Source organism: Pseudomonas sp. UBA3149 (genome assembly GCF_002364655.1).
Lineage (GTDB): Bacteria > Pseudomonadota > Gammaproteobacteria > Pseudomonadales > Pseudomonadaceae > Chryseomonas > Chryseomonas luteola.
Genome location: NZ_DEYV01000022.1, coordinates 1 through 18555, shown reverse-complemented (window position 1 = coordinate 18555; position 18555 = coordinate 1). Strand labels below are relative to the sequence as shown.

At 56.4% G+C, this 18555-nt stretch carries 19 protein-coding genes; all 19 read left to right on the top strand.

Annotated features, from left to right (window positions below):
• Nucleotides 1–85: 85 nt before the first annotated feature.
• The 19 genes from mobH (at nucleotide 86) to B3729_RS13220 (ending at nucleotide 18476) form a co-directional block, all read left to right on the top strand.
• Nucleotides 86–2824, top strand: coding sequence for a MobH family relaxase (gene mobH, locus B3729_RS13310; protein ID WP_286788118.1), 2739 nt, complete (start codon nucleotides 86–88; stop codon nucleotides 2822–2824).
• Nucleotides 2817–4646, top strand: coding sequence for a conjugative transfer system coupling protein TraD (traD, locus tag B3729_RS13305; protein WP_286788117.1), 1830 nt, complete (start codon nucleotides 2817–2819; stop codon nucleotides 4644–4646). Before mobH ends, traD begins: the two co-directional genes overlap by 8 nt.
• A gap of 19 nt (nucleotides 4647–4665) precedes the next feature.
• Nucleotides 4666–5250 (top strand): hypothetical protein, encoded by a 585-nt coding sequence (locus tag B3729_RS13300; protein WP_019365470.1) that lies wholly within the window; start codon nucleotides 4666–4668, stop codon nucleotides 5248–5250.
• 65 nt (nucleotides 5251–5315) lie between these two features.
• On the top strand, nucleotides 5316–5900 hold the full coding sequence (locus B3729_RS13295) for a hypothetical protein (RefSeq protein ID WP_010799356.1): 585 nt from the start codon (nucleotides 5316–5318) through the stop codon (nucleotides 5898–5900).
• Entirely contained in the window at nucleotides 5857–6486 is a 630-nt protein-coding gene (locus B3729_RS13290; RefSeq protein WP_181123736.1) for a DUF4400 domain-containing protein, read from the top strand. Before B3729_RS13295 ends, B3729_RS13290 begins: the two co-directional genes overlap by 44 nt.
• Before the next feature lie 186 nt (nucleotides 6487–6672).
• Nucleotides 6673–6954 carry a type IV conjugative transfer system protein TraL gene (gene traL, locus B3729_RS13285; RefSeq protein ID WP_181123738.1) on the top strand — a complete coding sequence of 94 codons (282 nt, stop codon included), beginning with the start codon at nucleotides 6673–6675 and terminating at the stop codon, nucleotides 6952–6954.
• A gap of 2 nt (nucleotides 6955–6956) precedes the next feature.
• Nucleotides 6957–7583 carry a type IV conjugative transfer system protein TraE gene (locus tag B3729_RS13280; protein ID WP_244966039.1) on the top strand — a complete coding sequence of 209 codons (627 nt, stop codon included), beginning with the start codon at nucleotides 6957–6959 and terminating at the stop codon, nucleotides 7581–7583.
• A gap of 11 nt (nucleotides 7584–7594) precedes the next feature.
• The gene (locus B3729_RS13275) at nucleotides 7595–8611 is read left to right on the top strand and encodes a TraK domain-containing protein (protein WP_181123741.1); all 1017 of its coding nucleotides are present in this window, start codon (nucleotides 7595–7597) and stop codon (nucleotides 8609–8611) included.
• A 1-nt stretch (nucleotide 8612) separates the two neighbouring features.
• A complete protein-coding gene (locus B3729_RS13270; RefSeq protein WP_219855028.1) occupies nucleotides 8613–9959 on the top strand; it encodes a TrbI/VirB10 family protein in 1347 nt (448 codons plus the stop codon).
• A gap of 97 nt (nucleotides 9960–10056) precedes the next feature.
• The gene (gene traV, locus B3729_RS13265; protein ID WP_181123743.1) at nucleotides 10057–10647 is read left to right on the top strand and encodes a type IV conjugative transfer system lipoprotein TraV; all 591 of its coding nucleotides are present in this window, start codon (nucleotides 10057–10059) and stop codon (nucleotides 10645–10647) included.
• Nucleotides 10644–11075, top strand: a complete 432-nt coding sequence (gene traA, locus B3729_RS13260; RefSeq protein ID WP_219855029.1) for a TraA family conjugative transfer protein — start codon at nucleotides 10644–10646, stop codon at nucleotides 11073–11075. The genes traV and traA overlap by 4 nt, the downstream gene beginning before the upstream one ends.
• 144 nt (nucleotides 11076–11219) lie before the next feature.
• The gene (locus tag B3729_RS13255) at nucleotides 11220–11645 is read left to right on the top strand and encodes a hypothetical protein (RefSeq protein WP_181123745.1); all 426 of its coding nucleotides are present in this window, start codon (nucleotides 11220–11222) and stop codon (nucleotides 11643–11645) included.
• A gap of 676 nt (nucleotides 11646–12321) precedes the next feature.
• Nucleotides 12322–12546 carry a hypothetical protein gene (locus tag B3729_RS13250; RefSeq protein ID WP_181123747.1) on the top strand — a complete coding sequence of 75 codons (225 nt, stop codon included), beginning with the start codon at nucleotides 12322–12324 and terminating at the stop codon, nucleotides 12544–12546.
• 334 nt (nucleotides 12547–12880) lie between these two features.
• On the top strand, nucleotides 12881–13876 hold the full coding sequence (locus B3729_RS13245) for an ankyrin repeat domain-containing protein (protein ID WP_181123749.1): 996 nt from the start codon (nucleotides 12881–12883) through the stop codon (nucleotides 13874–13876).
• 48 nt (nucleotides 13877–13924) lie between these two features.
• Nucleotides 13925–14194: a hypothetical protein gene (locus tag B3729_RS13240; protein ID WP_181123750.1), complete on the top strand. Its 270-nt coding sequence runs from the start codon at nucleotides 13925–13927 to the stop codon at nucleotides 14192–14194.
• 175 nt (nucleotides 14195–14369) lie between these two features.
• Entirely contained in the window at nucleotides 14370–15098 is a 729-nt protein-coding gene (locus B3729_RS13235) for a thioredoxin fold domain-containing protein (RefSeq protein WP_181123752.1), read from the top strand.
• Nucleotides 15098–17752 (top strand): type IV secretion system protein TraC, encoded by a 2655-nt coding sequence (gene traC / locus B3729_RS13230; protein WP_010799369.1) that lies wholly within the window; start codon nucleotides 15098–15100, stop codon nucleotides 17750–17752. Before B3729_RS13235 ends, traC begins: the two co-directional genes overlap by 1 nt.
• Nucleotides 17749–18285 (top strand): hypothetical protein, encoded by a 537-nt coding sequence (locus tag B3729_RS13225; protein WP_286788116.1) that lies wholly within the window; start codon nucleotides 17749–17751, stop codon nucleotides 18283–18285. Before traC ends, B3729_RS13225 begins: the two co-directional genes overlap by 4 nt.
• On the top strand, nucleotides 18282–18476 hold the full coding sequence (locus B3729_RS13220; RefSeq protein ID WP_286788115.1) for a hypothetical protein: 195 nt from the start codon (nucleotides 18282–18284) through the stop codon (nucleotides 18474–18476). Before B3729_RS13225 ends, B3729_RS13220 begins: the two co-directional genes overlap by 4 nt.
• Nucleotides 18477–18555: the final 79 nt, after the last annotated feature.

Here is an 18555-nt window from a genome sequence, read left to right as displayed (position 1 = left end):
GCGCGGGTATCAACCACGAGGTTTGGTAGCAAAAAAATCTGCGACGATAGCTTTCAGGATCGATTGACTGGAGTCGCAGCGCGTCATGTTCAGTTTTTTGCGTGGTCTTTTAGGAAGGCAGAAGAGAAATCCAGCCGATGGCTCCAGTGCCCCGCTGTATTTTGTCGAGAACATCTATCTGCCCGATTTTGAGGCCGATCCCGGTACGCGCTATCCACCCTTCCCCGAAGGCTGCGAGATCATCGAGCCGCGCAGGCTGCTGGCGGGGCATCGCACCCAGATAGCGCGCCTCAAGCAGTCGCTGGGGCTCTCCGAGCAGGAGTTCAGGACGGTTATCGATCCGGTCCTGGTGCGCTATGCCGAGTTTGTGCATCTGCTGCCGGCCTCGCAGGATCACCACCACAAGGGGCGCGGCGGCCTGTTGCGCCACGGCCTTGAAGTGGCCTTTCATGCAGCGCGCATGAGCGGGGCGGTCATCTATGACGCGGACGCCACGCCTCGTGAGCGGCGTAACCGGGAAAAGGTCTGGCGTGTGGCAACTGCCCTTGCGGGTCTGCTGCATGACGTCGGCAAGCCGGTCTGTGACATGAAGATCACCAGCGACACGGGCCTGCTCTGGAACTTTGCCCTTCAGGAGTACGGTTACCGGTTGGTGCCCTGGGCGCGGGACAACAAGGTCCAGCGCTACTTTGTGTCGTGGCGCGAGGATCGGCTGCATAACCGGCATGCCTTTCATGGACCGGGAATTGCGCGTCTTCTGATTCCCAAGCAGACGCGGACCTTTCTGACGCCGGATAACACCATGGAGATGCTGGACCAGATCGACGAAGCCATTGGTGGCTACGCCGTGCAGTCCAAGATTGCCCACGTGGTCCTCAAGGCAGATCAGGCCAGTGTCACATTGGACTTGAAGCTCAACGGCGGTGGGGATGGCTCTCAGGCCTTTATGCCCTCGGTTGAGCGCTACCTGGTGGAGGGGACTCGCCGGATGATCAAGTCCGGGCGCTGGAAGATCAATGAACCCGGCGCAATGGTGTATGTGTTCAGGGAAGGCCTGTTCATCAACTGGAAGGCGGCGTCACGTGATGTGGTGGACCGCCTGAACGAGGACGGTATTCAGGCCATTCCCAAGGACATCGCTATTCAGGCAGACATGCTGATTCAATGTGGGGTCGCAACTGCACGTGAGATCGAGCCAACCCGCCCTGGCGAACCCGTCATCACCTACCGCTACTGGGCCATCAAGCCCCTGTTCGGCAATGGGGAGGGGCCGGTACTGGCGCTGCTCAAGATTCAGGAGACCGGCCTCTTTTTCCCCATGGGCCTACCGGCTCCGATAGAGGGTGTCCTGACCGATGCGCCTGAAAAGGAGCAGGTCATTACTCAAGCGGCTGTAGCAACAGAAAGGGATGACGCCGCTGAATCCGTATCACTTGAGACGGCAGGAGTGTCTGACAAGGGCGCGGCCCGACGCAAGAAAAAGGCAAAGACAGGCGAGGAAGCGGCTGCCACTGGCCCGTTAGAGACAGAGACATCATCTACGCAGGAAGACGTATCAGCGGTATCTTCCAATGCGACCAGTGAGTTTGATGCGCTGCTTGAACATGTCACAGGAGGACCGCAGCCAAAAGTGGGGAACGCTGGAGCAGGGACAGGTGACGATAATGCCTTTATGCCTGAGGCTACTGAATCTGAGTCCGTAGCGGAAAGCGCTATTGGCATGGACCTGGGCGCAGATTTTTTTGGAACACTGGCCGGGCCTCCACTGGACGCCTACGAGCAGGAAGTGGAAGCCATTGAGGCGCAGGAGCGGGACGTCGAGCAAATGCATGGTTTCCAGCTGCTCGAACCTGATACCGGCCGCAAGCCCAAGCGCAGCAGCAAGACATCCAGCAAGGCGAAAACCAAGGCTCAGCAGACAGAGGCCGCCGTACCTGACGACGCTCGTCCAGCCATGCCAGGCCTGCTGGACCTTGTAGATGATGAACTAAAGCCTGTCGTGCCCGTGGTGCATCAGGACGACGCCTGCTTTGAAGTCATGGACCTGCCTTTTGGTGCGCCGGTGGATCAGGCAAGGCTACCGGTTAATGTCGGTCCGACCGAGCAGGTTATGTCAGGGCAGGCTGATAGAAAAAGCACTGGCCAACACGCCCTCATAACGCCTCCCCAACGCAAGCCCCGGCACCGGCGATCAAAGGCCGAGGAGATCAGACACAGCGATTCGCGACTGCCCGGCTCGGTAGACGGTTTCAAGCCGCTCACTATGAAAGTACCGGATCTGCGACTGGACCGGTTTGTAGACATTAGCGCCGCCAGCACAGCAGTAGCTGAAAATTCAGAGCGACCGATCCCCATTGTCCTGGAGCAGCCGAGACCTGTGCCCATCAAGTACCTGCATACGGTCGAGGCGCTTAATACCCCGCTTGCGCCAGAGCCGGTCCAGATCGTGATCGACCCCATGCATGAACTGGCGGAGTCCGAGGTAGAGCAGGCATGCGATGAGCATGAGCATGTAGAGCTGGATGTCCAGTTTGTTGCCAGCGCGACACCAGAACAATGCCTTGGGGAACTCTTCGAGATGATCATGAGAGGTTATGGTCGCTGGCTACCCGACACCCTTCGCAAGACGAAAAAGGGGATTGCTGCCGGTATAGCGTGCCTGGATATGGTCAGCGCCGACTACCCCAACATCAGACGCAAGGATCTGGAAAAGGCGCTGCGCTACATCATCAGGAAAAAAACGGCCCGCTATGACCTGGAAGTCGACAGGTACTTCATTTACGTGAGACCCAAGGCGCCTGAGCGGGAGGGCAGCCATGAATGATCGTTATGAGATGCCCTTTCGGCCCAATTATGAATTCATGGCCTGCATGGGCTGGGTCGCCGCGTCTTCGGTCGCCTACCTGGTCAATCAGGTCACCGACATGCCACCCGAGCCGGTGTACTGGATGAGTGGCATCTGCTCGATCATGGCCATCAGCCGTCTGCCCGCGGCGATCCGCCTGCACTACGTCAAGCGCAACCTGCAGGGCAAGAAACTCGAATTCATCACCCTTGAGCAGCTGAACAAGGCCATCCGAAAAAATCCTGATCAGTTATGGCTGGGCAAGGGCTTTTACTGGGAGAACCGACACTGCCAGCTGGTATACGAGATCCTCAAGCGCAACCTGTCCGAGATCGTCAATCCCCGCGCCAGCAAGGGTATTGAGGGCAGGGATGAGATGCAGATGGGTGCGCCATGGATTCATGGGCTTGAGCCGCGTGAAATCCAGATCACGCAGCCGATTGCTCACACCGAAGGGCATGTGCTGATCGAGGGCACGACCGGCGCGGGCAAGACCCGCCTGTTTGACCTCCTTATCAGCCAGAAAGCGCTGCGCGGTGAGGCCGTGCTGATCATTGACCCGAAGGGTGACAAGGAGATGCGCGAGAATGCCCGTCGCGCAGCGGCGTTTGTGGGACGGCCTTTCTACAGCTTTCACCCGGCCTTTCCGGATGAATGCATGCGCATCAACCCACTGCAGAACTTTACCCGCGTGACCGAGATTGCCTCGCGCATCGCCGCCCTGATTCCTTCGGAAACCGGCTCGGACCCGTTCAAGAGCTTTGGCTGGCAGGCGCTTAACAACGTCTGTCAGGGGCTGTACATCATCGACAAGCGGCCCACACTCAAGCTGCTGCGTCGCTACCTTGAAGGCGGCGTGGACAGCCTTGTGATCAGTACCGTCTCGGCCTATGCCCGGCAGGCACTGGGTGAGGACTGGGAGTCCATGATGGTGGCCCTGTTTGATAAATGGCTGGAGCCCCTGCCAATCCGCAAAAAGGCACTGATGGCCAGTGCGTTTTATAAGCAGGTCATTCAACCGGTGCGGGCCAGTTCAGAACTGGAAGGGCTGCTCAACATGTTTGAGCATGACAGCGCGCACTTCTCCAAGATGGTCGCAACGCTCCTGCCCGTCCTGAACATGCTGACCTCGGGCGATCTTGGCCCACTTCTTTCGCCTGACCCTGAAGACCCTACCGATGACAGGCCTATAACCGATAGCGCCTTATTAATAAATGAGGGCGCAATTACCTATATTGGGCTGGATTCTCTTACTGATAACATGGTTGCGTCAGCCATTGGTTCTATTCTACTTTCGGACCTGACCGCTGTTGCCGGTGATCGCTATAACTTTGGGGTGGATAACCGTCCAGTAAATGTGTTTGTCGATGAGGCGGCCGAAGTTATCAATGAGCCCTTTATCATGCTGTTGAACAAGGGCCGGGGAGCCAAATTGACATTATATGTGGCTACCCAAACTTATGCGGATTTCTGTGCGCGACTTGGCAGTGAGCACAAGGCGCAACAAGTACTGGGCAATGTTAACAATACCATTGCCCTGCGCTTAAAAGATGCTGAAACACAGGAACAGTTTGTAAAGGATATCCCCGAAACCCGTATCAAATATGTAGTACGGTCTCAAAACATGAATTCCGGGGGAGAGGACCCGTTACTTCATGGCGGTGGACAGGGTGAGCGACTTATGGAGGAGTTGGTGCCTCTGCTTGATTACCAACTTTTAACCATGCTACCGAATCTGGAATATTTTGCGAAGTTATCTGGCGGAAAAGTAATCAAGGGAAGAATCCCGATTCTACATTAGTTGAGCCCTGGACAAAGACATGAATAATTTCAGTTACTACACTTTAAATCCTGAAGTAAACCTGATCGTTCAGCAGCATGGATTCAACCGCAGATTCAGGGCAATACGCTCGCTTGAAAAACACCACCATTACTGGAATATTCTGGAAATAGACTGGCCTTGTGCAAAAGACTATATGGAAGATATCTATCACACTATTGGGGAAGGTATCCTGCACCAGAACCGCCCGATAATCTGGTCTGTGGTTGACAAGGCCATGGCTGAATATGCCGCTGCTGTTCAGAACGTCAATGGCGATGGCAAGTTGAATGACTTCTACCGATTCGCAACTATTATCAATAACATTATATCCAGTACGGTCAAACTTCTTGATGTCACCATAAGTGATACATCAGGAAACGCATGGAATCTTTTCTCTGAAAAAACCGCCTGTGAAGTTCTTGAGCCCGACCAGAGGCTCTCTGCCACGCCCTTGTCTGCCAGCCAGATAACTGAGGCCAGGCGCCGGCTGTTAAACCTTCTGCATGAGCGCTATCGCGGAATCCTGACGGATACGCGATATGAAGAACCCATCGTGGCTAATGCTCTTCCTATTCTCTATTAAACAAGCCAAATCGTTATCAAGGGAAGTATCCCGATCTCATATGAGTGGCAGCCCCGGACGGACCTATGAATAATTCCAACTACTACACCTTAAACCCGGAAGTAAATCTTATAATCAAGCCACTGGGATTCAATCGAAGATTCAGGGCCATTACTTCACTGAATAAGCATATTCATTACTGGGAAATACTTGATATTGACTGGGCACGCATCAACGCCTACATGGAAAATGTCTATAACCATATTGGCGAGGGAATCCTGCACCAGAACCGTCCGGTTATCTGGTCGGTTGTAGACAAAACCATGACCGAATATACCGCCGCCGTACTCAATGTAAACGGCGATGGCAAACTTAATAATTATTATCGGCTCGCAGTCATCGTCAATACGATCATATCCACTACCGTAAAACTCCTGGGCGTGACCCTTTCGGACAGGTCCGGTCATTCGTGGAACCTGCTTTCTGACAGGACTGCCTGTGAAGTGCTTAATGCCGATGACCCGCTGACTGCCACGCCGCTTACGCAAGCTGAAATCACCGAGGCACGGCGTCTGCTGATCAGCCTCCTGCATGATCGCTATCTCGACATACTGACGGGTACCAAATATGAAGACGCCATTGTGGCTGACACTCTTCCTCGTCGCTATTGAGCTGTTGCTGGTTACGGTCTTTATTCCGGGCGACTGGACCGAACGGGTGATTCGGGAGGAGTCGGCCATGGTGCGTAGCCACCTGGGCGAGGAATCGCAGGCCTACGTCAACACCAAGGCCATGAACTGGTACAAGGGCGCCGTGTTTGAAACCGGCGTCTATCCGGCGCTGCATCGCCTGATGATACCCAGTGCCGAGGAAGCCGCTCGCAGTCAGGGCATGGAACGCATGGGCGATTTTCTCTTCTCGTGGATGGAAGATCGGCTCGATGCGCTGATGCACATGGTCTACCAGATCTGCGCGCGGCTGGCGCTGTTGTCGATATGGCTACCTTATATGGCGCTGCTGCTGATCCCGGCCATCTGGGATGGACTCATGCGGCGCAGGGTCAAGCAGACCAACTACGATTACGCCTCTCCGGTGTGGAACCGCTACGGCATGCTCAGTGCCTCGGTTGCCGCGCAGGCGGTGCTGATTGCCTTTATCAGCCCCATTGCCATCAACCCGGCGATCCTGCCAATCGTGATGATGTTTGTCTGTGTGATGATGGGTGTGTTTGTCGGCAACCTGCAAAAGCAGATTTGAAGATGTACGAGCATCATCCTCCAATACGTGAAAGAGTATTTTTTCAGAGCCGCGCCTAAAAATTTTAGAATTATTTATACCCAAACCTCGTGGTTGATACCCGCGCGGGTATCAACCACGACCATAGCCCGTCTACCTCTTACTTCACAATAAGCCCTGACCTGGTAACAGACTGAGGGCTCTACTGTGAAAGCCATAAACATCCCTACGCGCTGTGACGATCCGCTGCATGTTCTGATCTGGAGTCTTGATGAGCTGGTGCCTCTGGGCGTTGGCCTGCTCTTTGGCATGGCCATCGGCAAGGCGCTCCTGTGCGGCCTGATCGGCTACGCCGTGACGTTTCTCTACCAGAAGTACAAGGACGGTCATGCCGATGGCTACCTCATCCATATTGCCTACTGGATAGGCGCAATCCCGTCGACGTCAAAGACCCTGCTCAACCCGTTTGCCCGGAGGGTCCTGCCGTGAAAATGGGAAACATGCTGAACAAGTGGAACTGGGCGCTGCTGGAAAACAAGTACTCCCGCTACGCCGTTGTGGGTCTGGTTGTGTGCCTGGCGCTCACGCTGGGCATGCTCCTGTTCAAGAAGCCGGTCGTGATCCTTCAGCCCTACACCCTCAAGCAGGAGGCCTTTGTTACCGCTGACGAGGCCGGACAGTCCTATCACGAGGCGTGGGGCATGTTTCTCTCGCTGCTGATGGGCAACATCACACCGGGTAATGTGCAGTTTGTGCGTGAGCGTCTGGAGCCGCTCCTGTCGCCCCGGATCTTTCAGGAGGCCATGGAAGCGATCCAGTCTCAGGCCGAGATCATCAGAAAGGACCGCATCAGCATGACCTTCGAGCCACGCAACGTGGTGTTCGAGCGCGCCTCCGGCAAGGTCTTTGTGTTTGGCAACAGCTCGGTCATCAGCCCCAACGGCGAGACCCGTCGTGACCGACGTACCTATGAGTTCAGGATCAAGATCGACAGCTATATGCCTGTCGTCACGTTCATGACGACCTACGCCGACCGTCCCCACACGCTTGATGTGCTGGAAAAGCAGAGCAAGGCCGCCGAGCGTGCGGCTGAGCGCGCCAGCAAAGCCGCTAAATAGAGGAGCCACCTGTGAAACCTATCCCTTTCATGACAGCGCTGGCCCTTGCCCTGGGCAGCATGCAGCAGACGCAGGCAGCCGGTATCGATATTCCGGTTATCCCCGCCAACCATGCCGAGGGGGGCGGCCCGGCCATTTCCGTTCAGGCGCCGGTGCATCCGTCCTCGGTCCGCAGCACAACCCCCGAGATTCCCTCAGTCAGTCGCAGCGTGATGACCGAAGGCGTACCGCGGCCCATCACGCTGTCGCAGGCGCGTAGCGGCCAGACCCCTACCAATCCCGCCAGCATGGAGCTGAACCATGCCTCGCATATCCGGCTCAAGTCCGGTGAAAACGTGCTGGTGCCCATCGCCCGCTATCAGCTCAACCGGATAGTGACGCCTTTTAGCAAACCCGAGGTCAAGACCACCTCCGGTGCCACGACCGAGATTCTTAACAATATCGTCTACGTGGCCTCCTCGGATGAAGCACCGGTGACCCTGTTTATCAACGACAAGGGCAATCCCGGTGTTGCCCTGTCCATTACGTTGATTCCGCAAACCATCCCGGCGCGTGAGGTCTCCTTTGAGCTGGATGAGCAGGGGCTTTCCGGCATGCGCCTGCCGCAGGCCAGCGAAGAGGCCGAGAAGTGGGAGACCAGCCAGCCCTATGTCGCCACGATCAAGGACGTCATGCGCGACCTGGCCCTGGGGCAGACGCCTAGTGGTTATTCCATGAAGCCGGTGGGGAGCAACACCTATGACCTGCCGCGCTGCGTACAGAATGGACTGGCCTTCGACTTCTCCCGTGGCCAGCAGATGCTCGGGCATAACCTCAAGGTCTTTATCGGGGTAGCCAAGAACACCTCGTCACAGCCGGTCGAGTTCAAGGAAGCGGCCTGTGGCAACTGGGATGTGGCGGCCGTAGCGGCCTATCCACGCAACATCCTTACCCCGCAGGAACGCACCGAAGTGTTCGTGATCATGCGCAACACACCCGAGCGTGCCCGCACCACGCCACGCCCGTCACTGCTCTCGGGAGGTCAGTAGCATGAGCATGATAGATACAGCCCGGACGCGCTGGGAGAACTTCAATCCCCGACACAGACGCTGGATCATGGTGGGCGGGGGCATTCTGGCCATGTGCGGCGTCATTTCCATCTTTGCCGGGGAAGGCGAGCGCACCCCCAAGAACACCGTGCCGGACAAGCCTGTCACCACGGGGCTTACCGACCAGAACCTCAAGGACATCACCCTCGACTCGCTGGTGGCGCAGCTGCAGAAGTTTGACAAGGACAAGGATGACCTGTCGCGCAAGCTCGATGTGCTCTCGCGCGAGATGGAAGCCAGCAACCGTCCGGGCCTGATCGATGAAAAGATCAAGGCAGCGGTAGGGGGTCTTCAGTCACAGGTGGACGAGATCCGCAGCAGTGGCGTTGGTGGAGCAGCCCCAAACTACTTTGCGCAGGCTCCGGGCGATACAGCCGCGCAGGAGGGGCGCAAGACGACCTCACGCGAGCGTTATGTGCCTGAACGCAGCAAGGCTGACCCTAATCCTGTCCGTGAAGCCTTTAGCCACAGTCCGGCGGTAGCCACTGGACCGGATGGGCAGGTGCCGGAGATTCGCACGGCAGGGCGAGGCGAGCGCCAGAAGGCACCTGCACCCATGCAGATCCGGACCTATCAGGAAAAGGAGGACGAAACGGCAAAGCCCAAGGCAGCTGATGAGGAATCGGTATATCTGCCGCCTGCGTCGATCGTGACGGTCGCGCTGATCAACGGCATGGACGCCCCGACGTCACAGGGCGCACGGCGCGATCCCTTCCCGGCCATGGTGCGGGTGCAGTACGACGCCATCCTGCCCAACCGGTTCAAGGCCGACATCCGGGACTGTCACGCCATTATCAGCGGCTTTGGCGACCTGTCTTCCGAGCGCGCCTACCTTCGCGGCGAGCGGATCTCCTGCGTACGCAACGATGGCCAGGTGGTAGAGGCTGCGCTGGATGCCTATGCAGTCGGCGAGGATGGCAAAGCGGGTATCCGTGGCCGTCTGGTCTCCAAGCAGGGCGCCATTGTGGCGCGCTCGCTGCTCGCCGGTGTGGCCTCTGGTGCGGCCGAAGCCTTTAACGTCAGTCCCATTCCGGTGCTTCAGACCGGTAATGTCGGCAAGACCAAGCAGTACCAGCAGAACTACTCTCCTGACATGGCGCAGGGCGCGGCTGCCAGTGGCGCGTCGAGTGCGCTTGAGCGCATTGCCCAGTTCTACATCGACATGGCGGAAAACATCTTTCCGGTCATCGAGGTGGATGCCGGTCGCCAGATCGAGCTGGTGCTGAGCAAAGGAGCGGAACTCAAGTTCTCGCAAGTCAAGAAGCGTAACCCACGTGAGCGTCGCTAGTACCGTTTATCGGGAACCGGCCTGAAAAGAGCCTTGCGCAAAATAAATCTTCATTTAGGTGCCCGCGCGGGTACCAACCACGAGGATAGGTACCGAGATGATCAAGTTAGCATTCGTTCCAGTTGCGGTGATGACGGCGGTCCTGAGCGGTTGCTCATGGATGCAGGTAGGCGAGAACGACTACAGCTGTCCGGGTATGCCGGGCGATGCATTGTGCAAGTCGAGTCGCGATATCTACAGCGCCACCGATGATGGAAATGTGCCCTTGCCCATGGACCCGTCAGGGGAGGGCAGGGAAGGCAAACATGAGGGGCACGCAGAAAGCCGGGAGCAAAAACTCTCCGGCCGCAGCGAGAACCCGCAGGACGTGGTGAGCACCTTTGTCTCGCCACGGCTTCCGGATCAGCCGGTCCCGGTACGAACCCCCGCACAGGTCATGCGGGTCTGGCTCGCACCCTGGGAAGACGACACCGGTGATCTGGTGGTGAGTGGATATATCTACACGGAGATTCAGCCGCGTAGATGGGTTATTGGCGAAGAGGCGCAGATAGCCGCCCCGAGGCTCAAGGCACTCATGCCAGTAAGCAGTGGGAGCAACACCAGCAGTACCAACAGTACCAGCAGTCACGGTACCGAACAAAAACCGGGGATCTCGAACGAAACTAAACGTACGGAGCGATTGCAATGACCAAGAACTTCCAGCTGGTTGATGTAGTAGGCGCATTGAAAGCCAAGGCCAATCAGGTACGCCGCACCGTTACCCCTCGTGGTCTGGCCACACTGGGCGTAATGGGTGCGATGGGCGCAATGATGGTTGTACCGGAAGCGGCCATGGCCGGTACAGGCGGTGCCGAGTTTGAGGATGTGTGGCAAACGCTGGTGGACTGGACGCAGGGAACGCTGGGCCGGATCATTGCCATCGGTATCATTCTGGTCGGTGCGTGCGTTGGCGTTGTTCGCCAGTCGCTGATGACCTTTGCCGTGGGCCTTGCCATGGGCATGGGCCTGTACAACGCGCCTACGGTCGTGGAATCGATCATGGGCTCCACCCTCTCGCACATCGCGGCCATGCCGGCCACCATGCAGTTCATCTCCAACGGACTGAGCCTGTTCTAACCCTCCCTTTAACGCCCTCTCCTTTAAGCGGTAGCCCTGGAGCTACCGCTTTTTGTTTGTGGCTCTTTTTGACCACTTACACTTGCATCCCTGAAAACCCGTGAGACGTTGGTAGTACACCCCTTGTCAACCGAGGACACGTCCATGCAAACCACTACTGCGTTACACCTTTCTGATCAGATCTGGCTGGCCCAGTACCACTTGAACCTTCAGACCTGGAGCGCCTTCTTTCTGGGGCGTCTTCGTGGGCTGGATTCGATACGGCTGCGGGTACTGGCGGGGCAGGTGCCAGTCTTTGTGGCGGGCCGCTATATTGATGCGTTCGACCTGTATCACACCATCGAAAAGCGAGCCGGTACCTCTCATATTGCGGAGCAGTGGGAGTACGAGGTGGCCTGTGAGGTGCATCGGGTTGCTGAAGGAATGTCGGCCTCGGATGCCGAAGTACTCCTGTATGCAGCAGGGCTCAATGGCGTCTCGCTCGATGAGCTTGAGTACGCATCCCTGAAAGCAATTGCAGAGGCGCGGGAAGCTTTGGAGGGCGTCCTGGAAGACATTCCTTTTATTTAACTCTAGGAGATCCGATTGGGAGGTTTCAGGTGATAACTCAAGCCAACGGGAAAGGGTATTTCGAGCTCTTGCTGGCAGCCGCAATAGCCTGTGCACAGCACAGGCTCCTACTTTCGATTCATGCTTGCCCAGCGGCTGGGAGCGATGCTGATAAAGCATGCAGTGCAGCGGTGCATGGCGCTGTCAGCGCGCTTGAGAGGCTGGCAAGGCATTGCCGAAAGACGGGGCGAGATGCTCGGCATTCGCCTCTCTTTGATGCCTTTGGTGATCTGGCCTATTTCTACGAGACAACCTTTGAGCATGGCCGGGTTGTGCACTGTAGATACTTGAGTTTCGAGACTGTCCGTACAGCCCTCGATCGTGGCAACACGCTCCTTTGTACAGAAGGAGAGATCAGGGTTTCCAGACCTCGGGAAATCACAGACGAATATGGCATGCCACGCTGGGGCTATTTAACGGAAGTGCGTAGCAAAGAGGGCAAGGTATGGAAATTTGAGGAGGCTGATCCGGCACGCCTCGCTCAGGCGATTTATGCACTATTGGCATCCTGCCCGCCCTAAAGCCTACCGCTTCGCTGTCGATATATCAGGACGTCAGAGCTGTGTTTCTAAATGCTCTCGGTAGGCTTCGTATCAGGCGTCTCAAGCACGTCAGGAACTCGGTGAAGGTAACAGGTATGTTGTTTGGGCTTGGCTCTCTTTTTACCCTTTGCGGGGCCGTTTGTATCGCTTTAGGTCTTTCCGATCCGCTGGTGCTGTTGATTGGATTAGGTTCTCTATTTAGCGCGACGCCCATTATTTATGCAGCATTCCTGAACTATCGCTATCCGCAAGCACCGTTGATGCAAGCAAGAGCCATTTCTAGCGCACACAAAAAACCCGCCGAAGCGGGCTTTTGCTGACCGTACTCAAAGCCTCCTTTAAGCTGCCTTCCTAGCAACGGCCAGTCATCCTTGACCTTCTTGAGCGCATCCTGCGCTCCATCCAATGTGCATAGATTAGTGATCTACCGCTGCCGGAGAAAGAGCTGCTTTTCCTGCTGTCATGTAAGCCTTTTGCTATAGCGCCAGCTCAAATGTGAGGTGTGGCACAGACAGGCTTTTACCTGCTCAAACGAGTTGCTGGGGTGAGCTGAGTGCTTTAAAAGACGCGTCCTCTTCGCCGGGTATAAATCCTGCTGCACTGCTAATAACGGGCCGGCATGGCGAATTAAAAGATATTCAGGGACGAGTATATATGCGGTTGCCTACATTTGGAGCGCTGGCTCTGCTGGCTGTCATGACCCTATCCGGATGTGATTACTTCGAGGATTACGGTCTGGACATGGATAGCATGTTCACAATACAGACAGATGAATTCTGGGAGGACATAACACCTGGCCGCCTCGAAAGGTTTTTAGCCAAGAACCCCAAAGCAATGTACCTGAAAGATGATGGTGATATATCTCCAGTTGCCAAGGCCATGAACACGAATCAGCCCCTCGTGTATCTGGAGATATTTTCAAGACATGGTGTAAATCTCAACATCGAAGCCGATAGCTGGGGCCTGACGCCTCTGCATTGGGCGGTAAGGGAACACAAGCCTATCGAAGTAATCGACTGGCTTCTTGAGCATGGCGCTAATCCCAATATTCGCGATGGTGATTTCGGAGCATTTTCCGAAGCTATTGCTGGGCATCCAAATCTGCAAGCCCTTGCTCACATGCTCAACTATTCCAGTCCACAGATCATCTGCTGTCAAAGAGGTACATTAGTTCACTCAACAGACGATGGAGAGATGGCACTTCTTCTGCTCTCCCATGTGAAAGCTGAAAACCTGTCTGAATGGGATGTGATGTATCTTTGGGCACGAATCATGGATTACGGGCACTCCCCGGATACCGAGCAGCTGGCCATAGAAATGACCAAAGTGCTAATGCGCAACGGGCTTACTCTGCGCGATCTGGTGCCATCTGACTATAACTTAATCGAAGATATAACCCATTCAATGCAGTCAGACGCCTATCTGAACTTCCTATTGGATCAGGGGCTGGTCATTATCCATAGTAATCATGAGCTTTCATCTAACATGAGCCTTGACTGGTTTAGCCAGGAAACCTTTGAGCGCGTTTGTGCAATGGAAAAAGAGGCAGGGCTCGTTGGACGTTACGTAACGCAGTGCCCATACGGCGAAGGAATCAATCTTCCATGGAACCCCGCCCGTGACAAGAGCTGCTATTTCATTAACCGTTGAGCCTTGGCATGAATTAGCACGTACACTGACATTTTCAGGAATGCGCCAATGCTTATTGTCCGTCTGCAAAGTGGTGTGACTTACACGCTTGAAAAATCGGTTGGCAATGCTGGCAAGCATGGCATCTGGGAGTTTCACCAAAGTGCCAACTCCTATATGCGTCCGCCGGATTACACGCCGTTTCGACATGCCGCAATCCTTCCGAGCGAGCCGACTGATGGCCAGACGGTCAGCCTGTCGATCTGCAAACCCGGTATGCCCGAGGAGCAGTGGATCGAGGTAGGCGAGGGGACTGCAACCTACGATTCGGATCGCTGATCCAGCTGCCAGAAAAGGCAGAATTTACCCTCACAGCAGCTCTCGCCTGAAAATATTTTATTTTTTTATAGCCAAACCCCGTGGTTGGTACCCGCGCGGGTATCAACCACGACCATAGCCCGGCCCCTCTTGGGTTTACGCTTGCAGACCTCTCAAACAGCATCCCGAGGTCTGCATGTCTCGTCCAACTCTCAACCTTGCGCTCGTGTTGGTAGTGGGCCTCGGGCTGGCCCAATCGGCCCTGGCTGCCAAGCCTATTACCCCCCAGACCATCGAACAGGCAGCAAAGACCATTACCGGGCAGGCCAGCCTTCCGGTGGATGGCATGAAGGTGCTCCAGTCCGAAGGCAAGCTCTACTTCATCAGCGGCAATGGGCGGTACGTTTTCAGGGGTGAGGTGTTTGACACCTGGCTACAAAGCCATATCGACACCATTGCTCAGGCGCAGGAATCCTCCTCGCGCATCCTGCTCTCGAAGATGGGCGTCAAGGTTGATGACCTGTTTTCCATACGCATGGGCCAGGGCGCAAAGGAAGTGGTGTTCTTTACCGACCCTCAGTGTTCCTACTGCCATGCGCTGGCCAATGAAGCCAACCAGTACACCAGCGAATACACCTTTGTGTTTGTGCCGGTCCCCGCACTGGGCGATGAGTCCAATCGCCTGATCAAGCGTCTGGCCTGCGCAAGGGATGAGCGCCAGCAGCTCGATGCCCTCCTGAACGGCACGATCGAGCAACTCGAAACGCTCAACAAGTGCCCCGAAGAGAAATACGCCAAGTCCCTAGTGTCCGCCAACCTGCTCGGTGTGGACGGTATTCCGTACCTCATCAGCGATGACGGCCGGGTTTCGCGTGGGCGCCCGAAAAACTTCGAAGCATGGCTTAGTGGCAAGGGGGATCAGTAATGGAGTTTATCAGCGTAAGAGAAGAGTACGCCGAGGGCATTATCCCGCGCGAGGTCAGGGCCTCCCAGCTCTCACCGGTGATCGCCTATGACGAGGAAAAGGAATACTTCTTCAACAACGACGGCACCATTGGGGTTGGCTTTATGTGCCGTCCGCTGCCGGGGGCGGACCAGGGTCTGCAGGACCGCATCAACAACATGCTCAATCAGGCCTTTCCCAACGACACGATTATCTCATTTCTGCTGTTCCTGTCGCCGGAGATCGAGGCGTCCCTGGGGTCGATGGAGCAGCTGCGGGAAAACTTCCATCACCCGCTCCTGAGCGAGATCGTCAAGAACCGCGTCAGCTTTCTTAATCACCATACCCGTGAGCCCATGATTTCCCGTGGCCGCAAGGGCTACTTCAACAACGGCGTCATTCATGACCAGAAGCTGGTGATTACCCTCAAGATCCCGATCAAGGATCGCCTGCCGGGCAAGAAAGAGCTGGAGGAGCTGTTTACGGCAGCGGAAAAGCTGGAGTCCTCGCTCAACAATATCGGCTTTGCGCCGCGCAAGCTTGACGCCGACCTGCTCAAGCGCACCATGACCACCCTGCTCAACTGGGGCGAGCGCTCCAGCTGGCGCCTGGGTGAGGAGACATGGGATGAGACCTCGCCCATCAATGAGCAGATCTTTGACTATGACACCGACGTTGAGGTGAAAAAGACCCATCTGCGCATGGGCGATACCTACGCCAAGATCCTATCGGCCAAGCGCCTGCCCAAGACCATGTTTTTTGGTGACGCCATCGGCTATGTCGGAGACCTGAGCGGGCAGGGGCAGTCGATCAAGGAAAACTACGCCATCTGCTGCAACGTGTACTACCCCAATGTGCAAAAGCAGAAGAAAAGGCTGGACCGCAAGCGCACCCTGACGGTGAACCAGGCCTTTGGCCCGCTGCTCAAGATCGTGCCGGTACTGGGCGAGAAAAAGGAGAGCTTTGACGTACTCGAAAGCTCCATTCAGGCCGGTAATCGCCCGTTGCGCATGAACTACTCGGTCATCATCTTTGCGCCCACGCTAAAGCGCGTGGAGTCGGCGGCCACCGCCCTTCAGGATATCTGGGCGGAAAGCAAGTTCACGATGATGCAGGACAAGTTTATCCAGATGCCCATGCTCATCAACTCGCTGCCCTTTGGCGCAGATCATAAGGCCGTTATTGAGCTGAACCGCTACAAGACGCTGACCTCCGAGCATGCCACGGTCCTCCTGCCGCTCTTTGGGGAATGGAAGGGCACCGGCACCCCTCATGTCGGGCTGGTCTCGCGCAACGGCCAGTTCATGTCACTGTCCCTGCACGATTCGGAAACCAACAAGAACGGAGTCATTGCGGCGGAATCCGGTTCAGGCAAGTCGTTTTTTGCCAACGAACTCCTGACCGCCTACATGAGCGAGGGTGCGCAAGCTTGGGTGATCGATGCGGGCAAGTCCTACGAGAAACTTTGCGACACGCTAGAGGGTTCCTACGTCCAGTTTGGAGAGTCTTCCAACATATGCCTAAACCCCTTCGATATCGTGGTGGACTACGAGGAAGACGAGGATGCCCTGGTCGCGCAGGTCATGGCCATGGCTTCGCCCAAGGGCAACCTTGAGGAGTTTCAGATTGCTGAGACGCGCCGGCTCATGGGCGACATCTGGAGACAGAAGGGCACTGCGATGCTGGTGGACGACATTGCCGAGGCCTGCCTTGCCCATCATGACCAGCGCGTAAAGGATGTGGGCAGCCAGCTGTATGTGTTTACCAAGGACGGCAGCTACGGCAAGTACTTCCATGGCCGGAACAACATGCAGTTCACCAACCAGTTCACGGTGCTTGAGCTGGATGAGCTGCAGGGCCGCAAGCACCTGCGCCAGATTGTGCTGCTCCAGCTGATCTACCAGATCCAGCAGGCGGTGTATCACGGTGATCGCAATCAAAAGAAGATCGTCTTTATCGATGAAGCCTGGGACCTGCTCAAGGAGGGCGATATCTCAGAGTTTATGGAGCACGCCTACCGCAAGTTCCGTAAGTATCAGGGCTCGGTGCTGATCGCCACGCAGTCCATCAATGACCTGTATGAGAACCCGGTAGGCCGGGCCATTGCCGAGAACAGCGCCTTCATGTTCCTGCTGGGACAGACCAGCGAAACGATTGAGTCAGTCAAGCGCTCTGGCAGGCTAACCCTAACCGAGGGAGGCTTCAGTCTGCTCAAGACCGTACACACGGTATCGGGCGTGTACTCGGAGATCTTTATCCGCGGCAAGTCAGGTGTAGGCGTGGGTCGGTTGATCGTGGGGCCGTTCCAGAAACTGCTGTACTCCACCGATCCCAATGACGTTGGCCAGATCGACCGCTACCGGGCAATGGGGCTGAGCGTCACCGACGCCATCTATGCCGTCATGCGCGATCGGGGCGATCTTGCCAGCAAGGTGGATGAGGAAGCCATCGAGCTTGCGGATTCCCATACCCGCATGCTGCGCAGCAATCGCCCCAGAGACAGCGCACCTCAGACGGGACCCCGACTGGTGCCACTCACGCTCCCCGAGGAGCCAGAGGCTACCGACGAAGCCTCTGCGGCAAAGCCTGTATCCACGCCAGCCACTGCCACCGCTGAAGAGGAGGTCACTCCATGAGCCAGTCAATAGCACACCCGATTGCGGATAGTCCTGTGCAGCCTTCTCACAGAGAGCAACCAGTAGCAGATAAATCACCTTCTACAGCGCCGGAAAGTACAGGTTCGTCGGCCAAACCTTCAAGCCATGTTCCCCTTGAGCAAAGCTCGATGACGACCTTGCAAATGCTCATGCTGGTGGCACTAGTTAGCCTGTTCATTATCTGCGGCATTCTTTTCAAGCGGATCGTGGCGCTTGAGACCAGCCAGCCTTCGCTCGTGGCGGTGGACTTTGTGGCGCTGGCGCAGCGCTACAGCCGGGAAGGGGCGTCTGCCGAACAGGTTGCTCAGATCATGGCCAACACCAATCGGCGCGTGCTCGAACTCAAGGCGCAGGGCGTCACGGTGCTGGATGCCCGAGCGGTCCTAACCGCTCCTGATGATCTGTATCTGCCTGTTGAGCAGCTAGCCGCTTCTGGTGCGCCAGCCGCCGGCTCGGCTTCCGGCGTACCAGCCCTTAATCCCCTGTCAGCCCCTGCGAGGACTCAGCCATGAGTTACCGAAACGACGCTGCCATGCGTGAGCAGCTAGCCCAGATCATTCTGGCCAACTGCAAGATTACCTTCAGGCTCAAGAGTGAGACACAGAACAGCCCTGTACAGGATGTACAGGATGTACAGGATCGTGCGGTCCTTGGGCAGTCCTCCACTGACTTATCGGGAGGGGACCTCCATGAGAAGGTTTGATCGTATCGTCAACAAGAAGGAGTCCTGGGGCCGCTTCACGGTCAAGATGGCCCTGACCACGGCGCTGATCGTGGGCAGC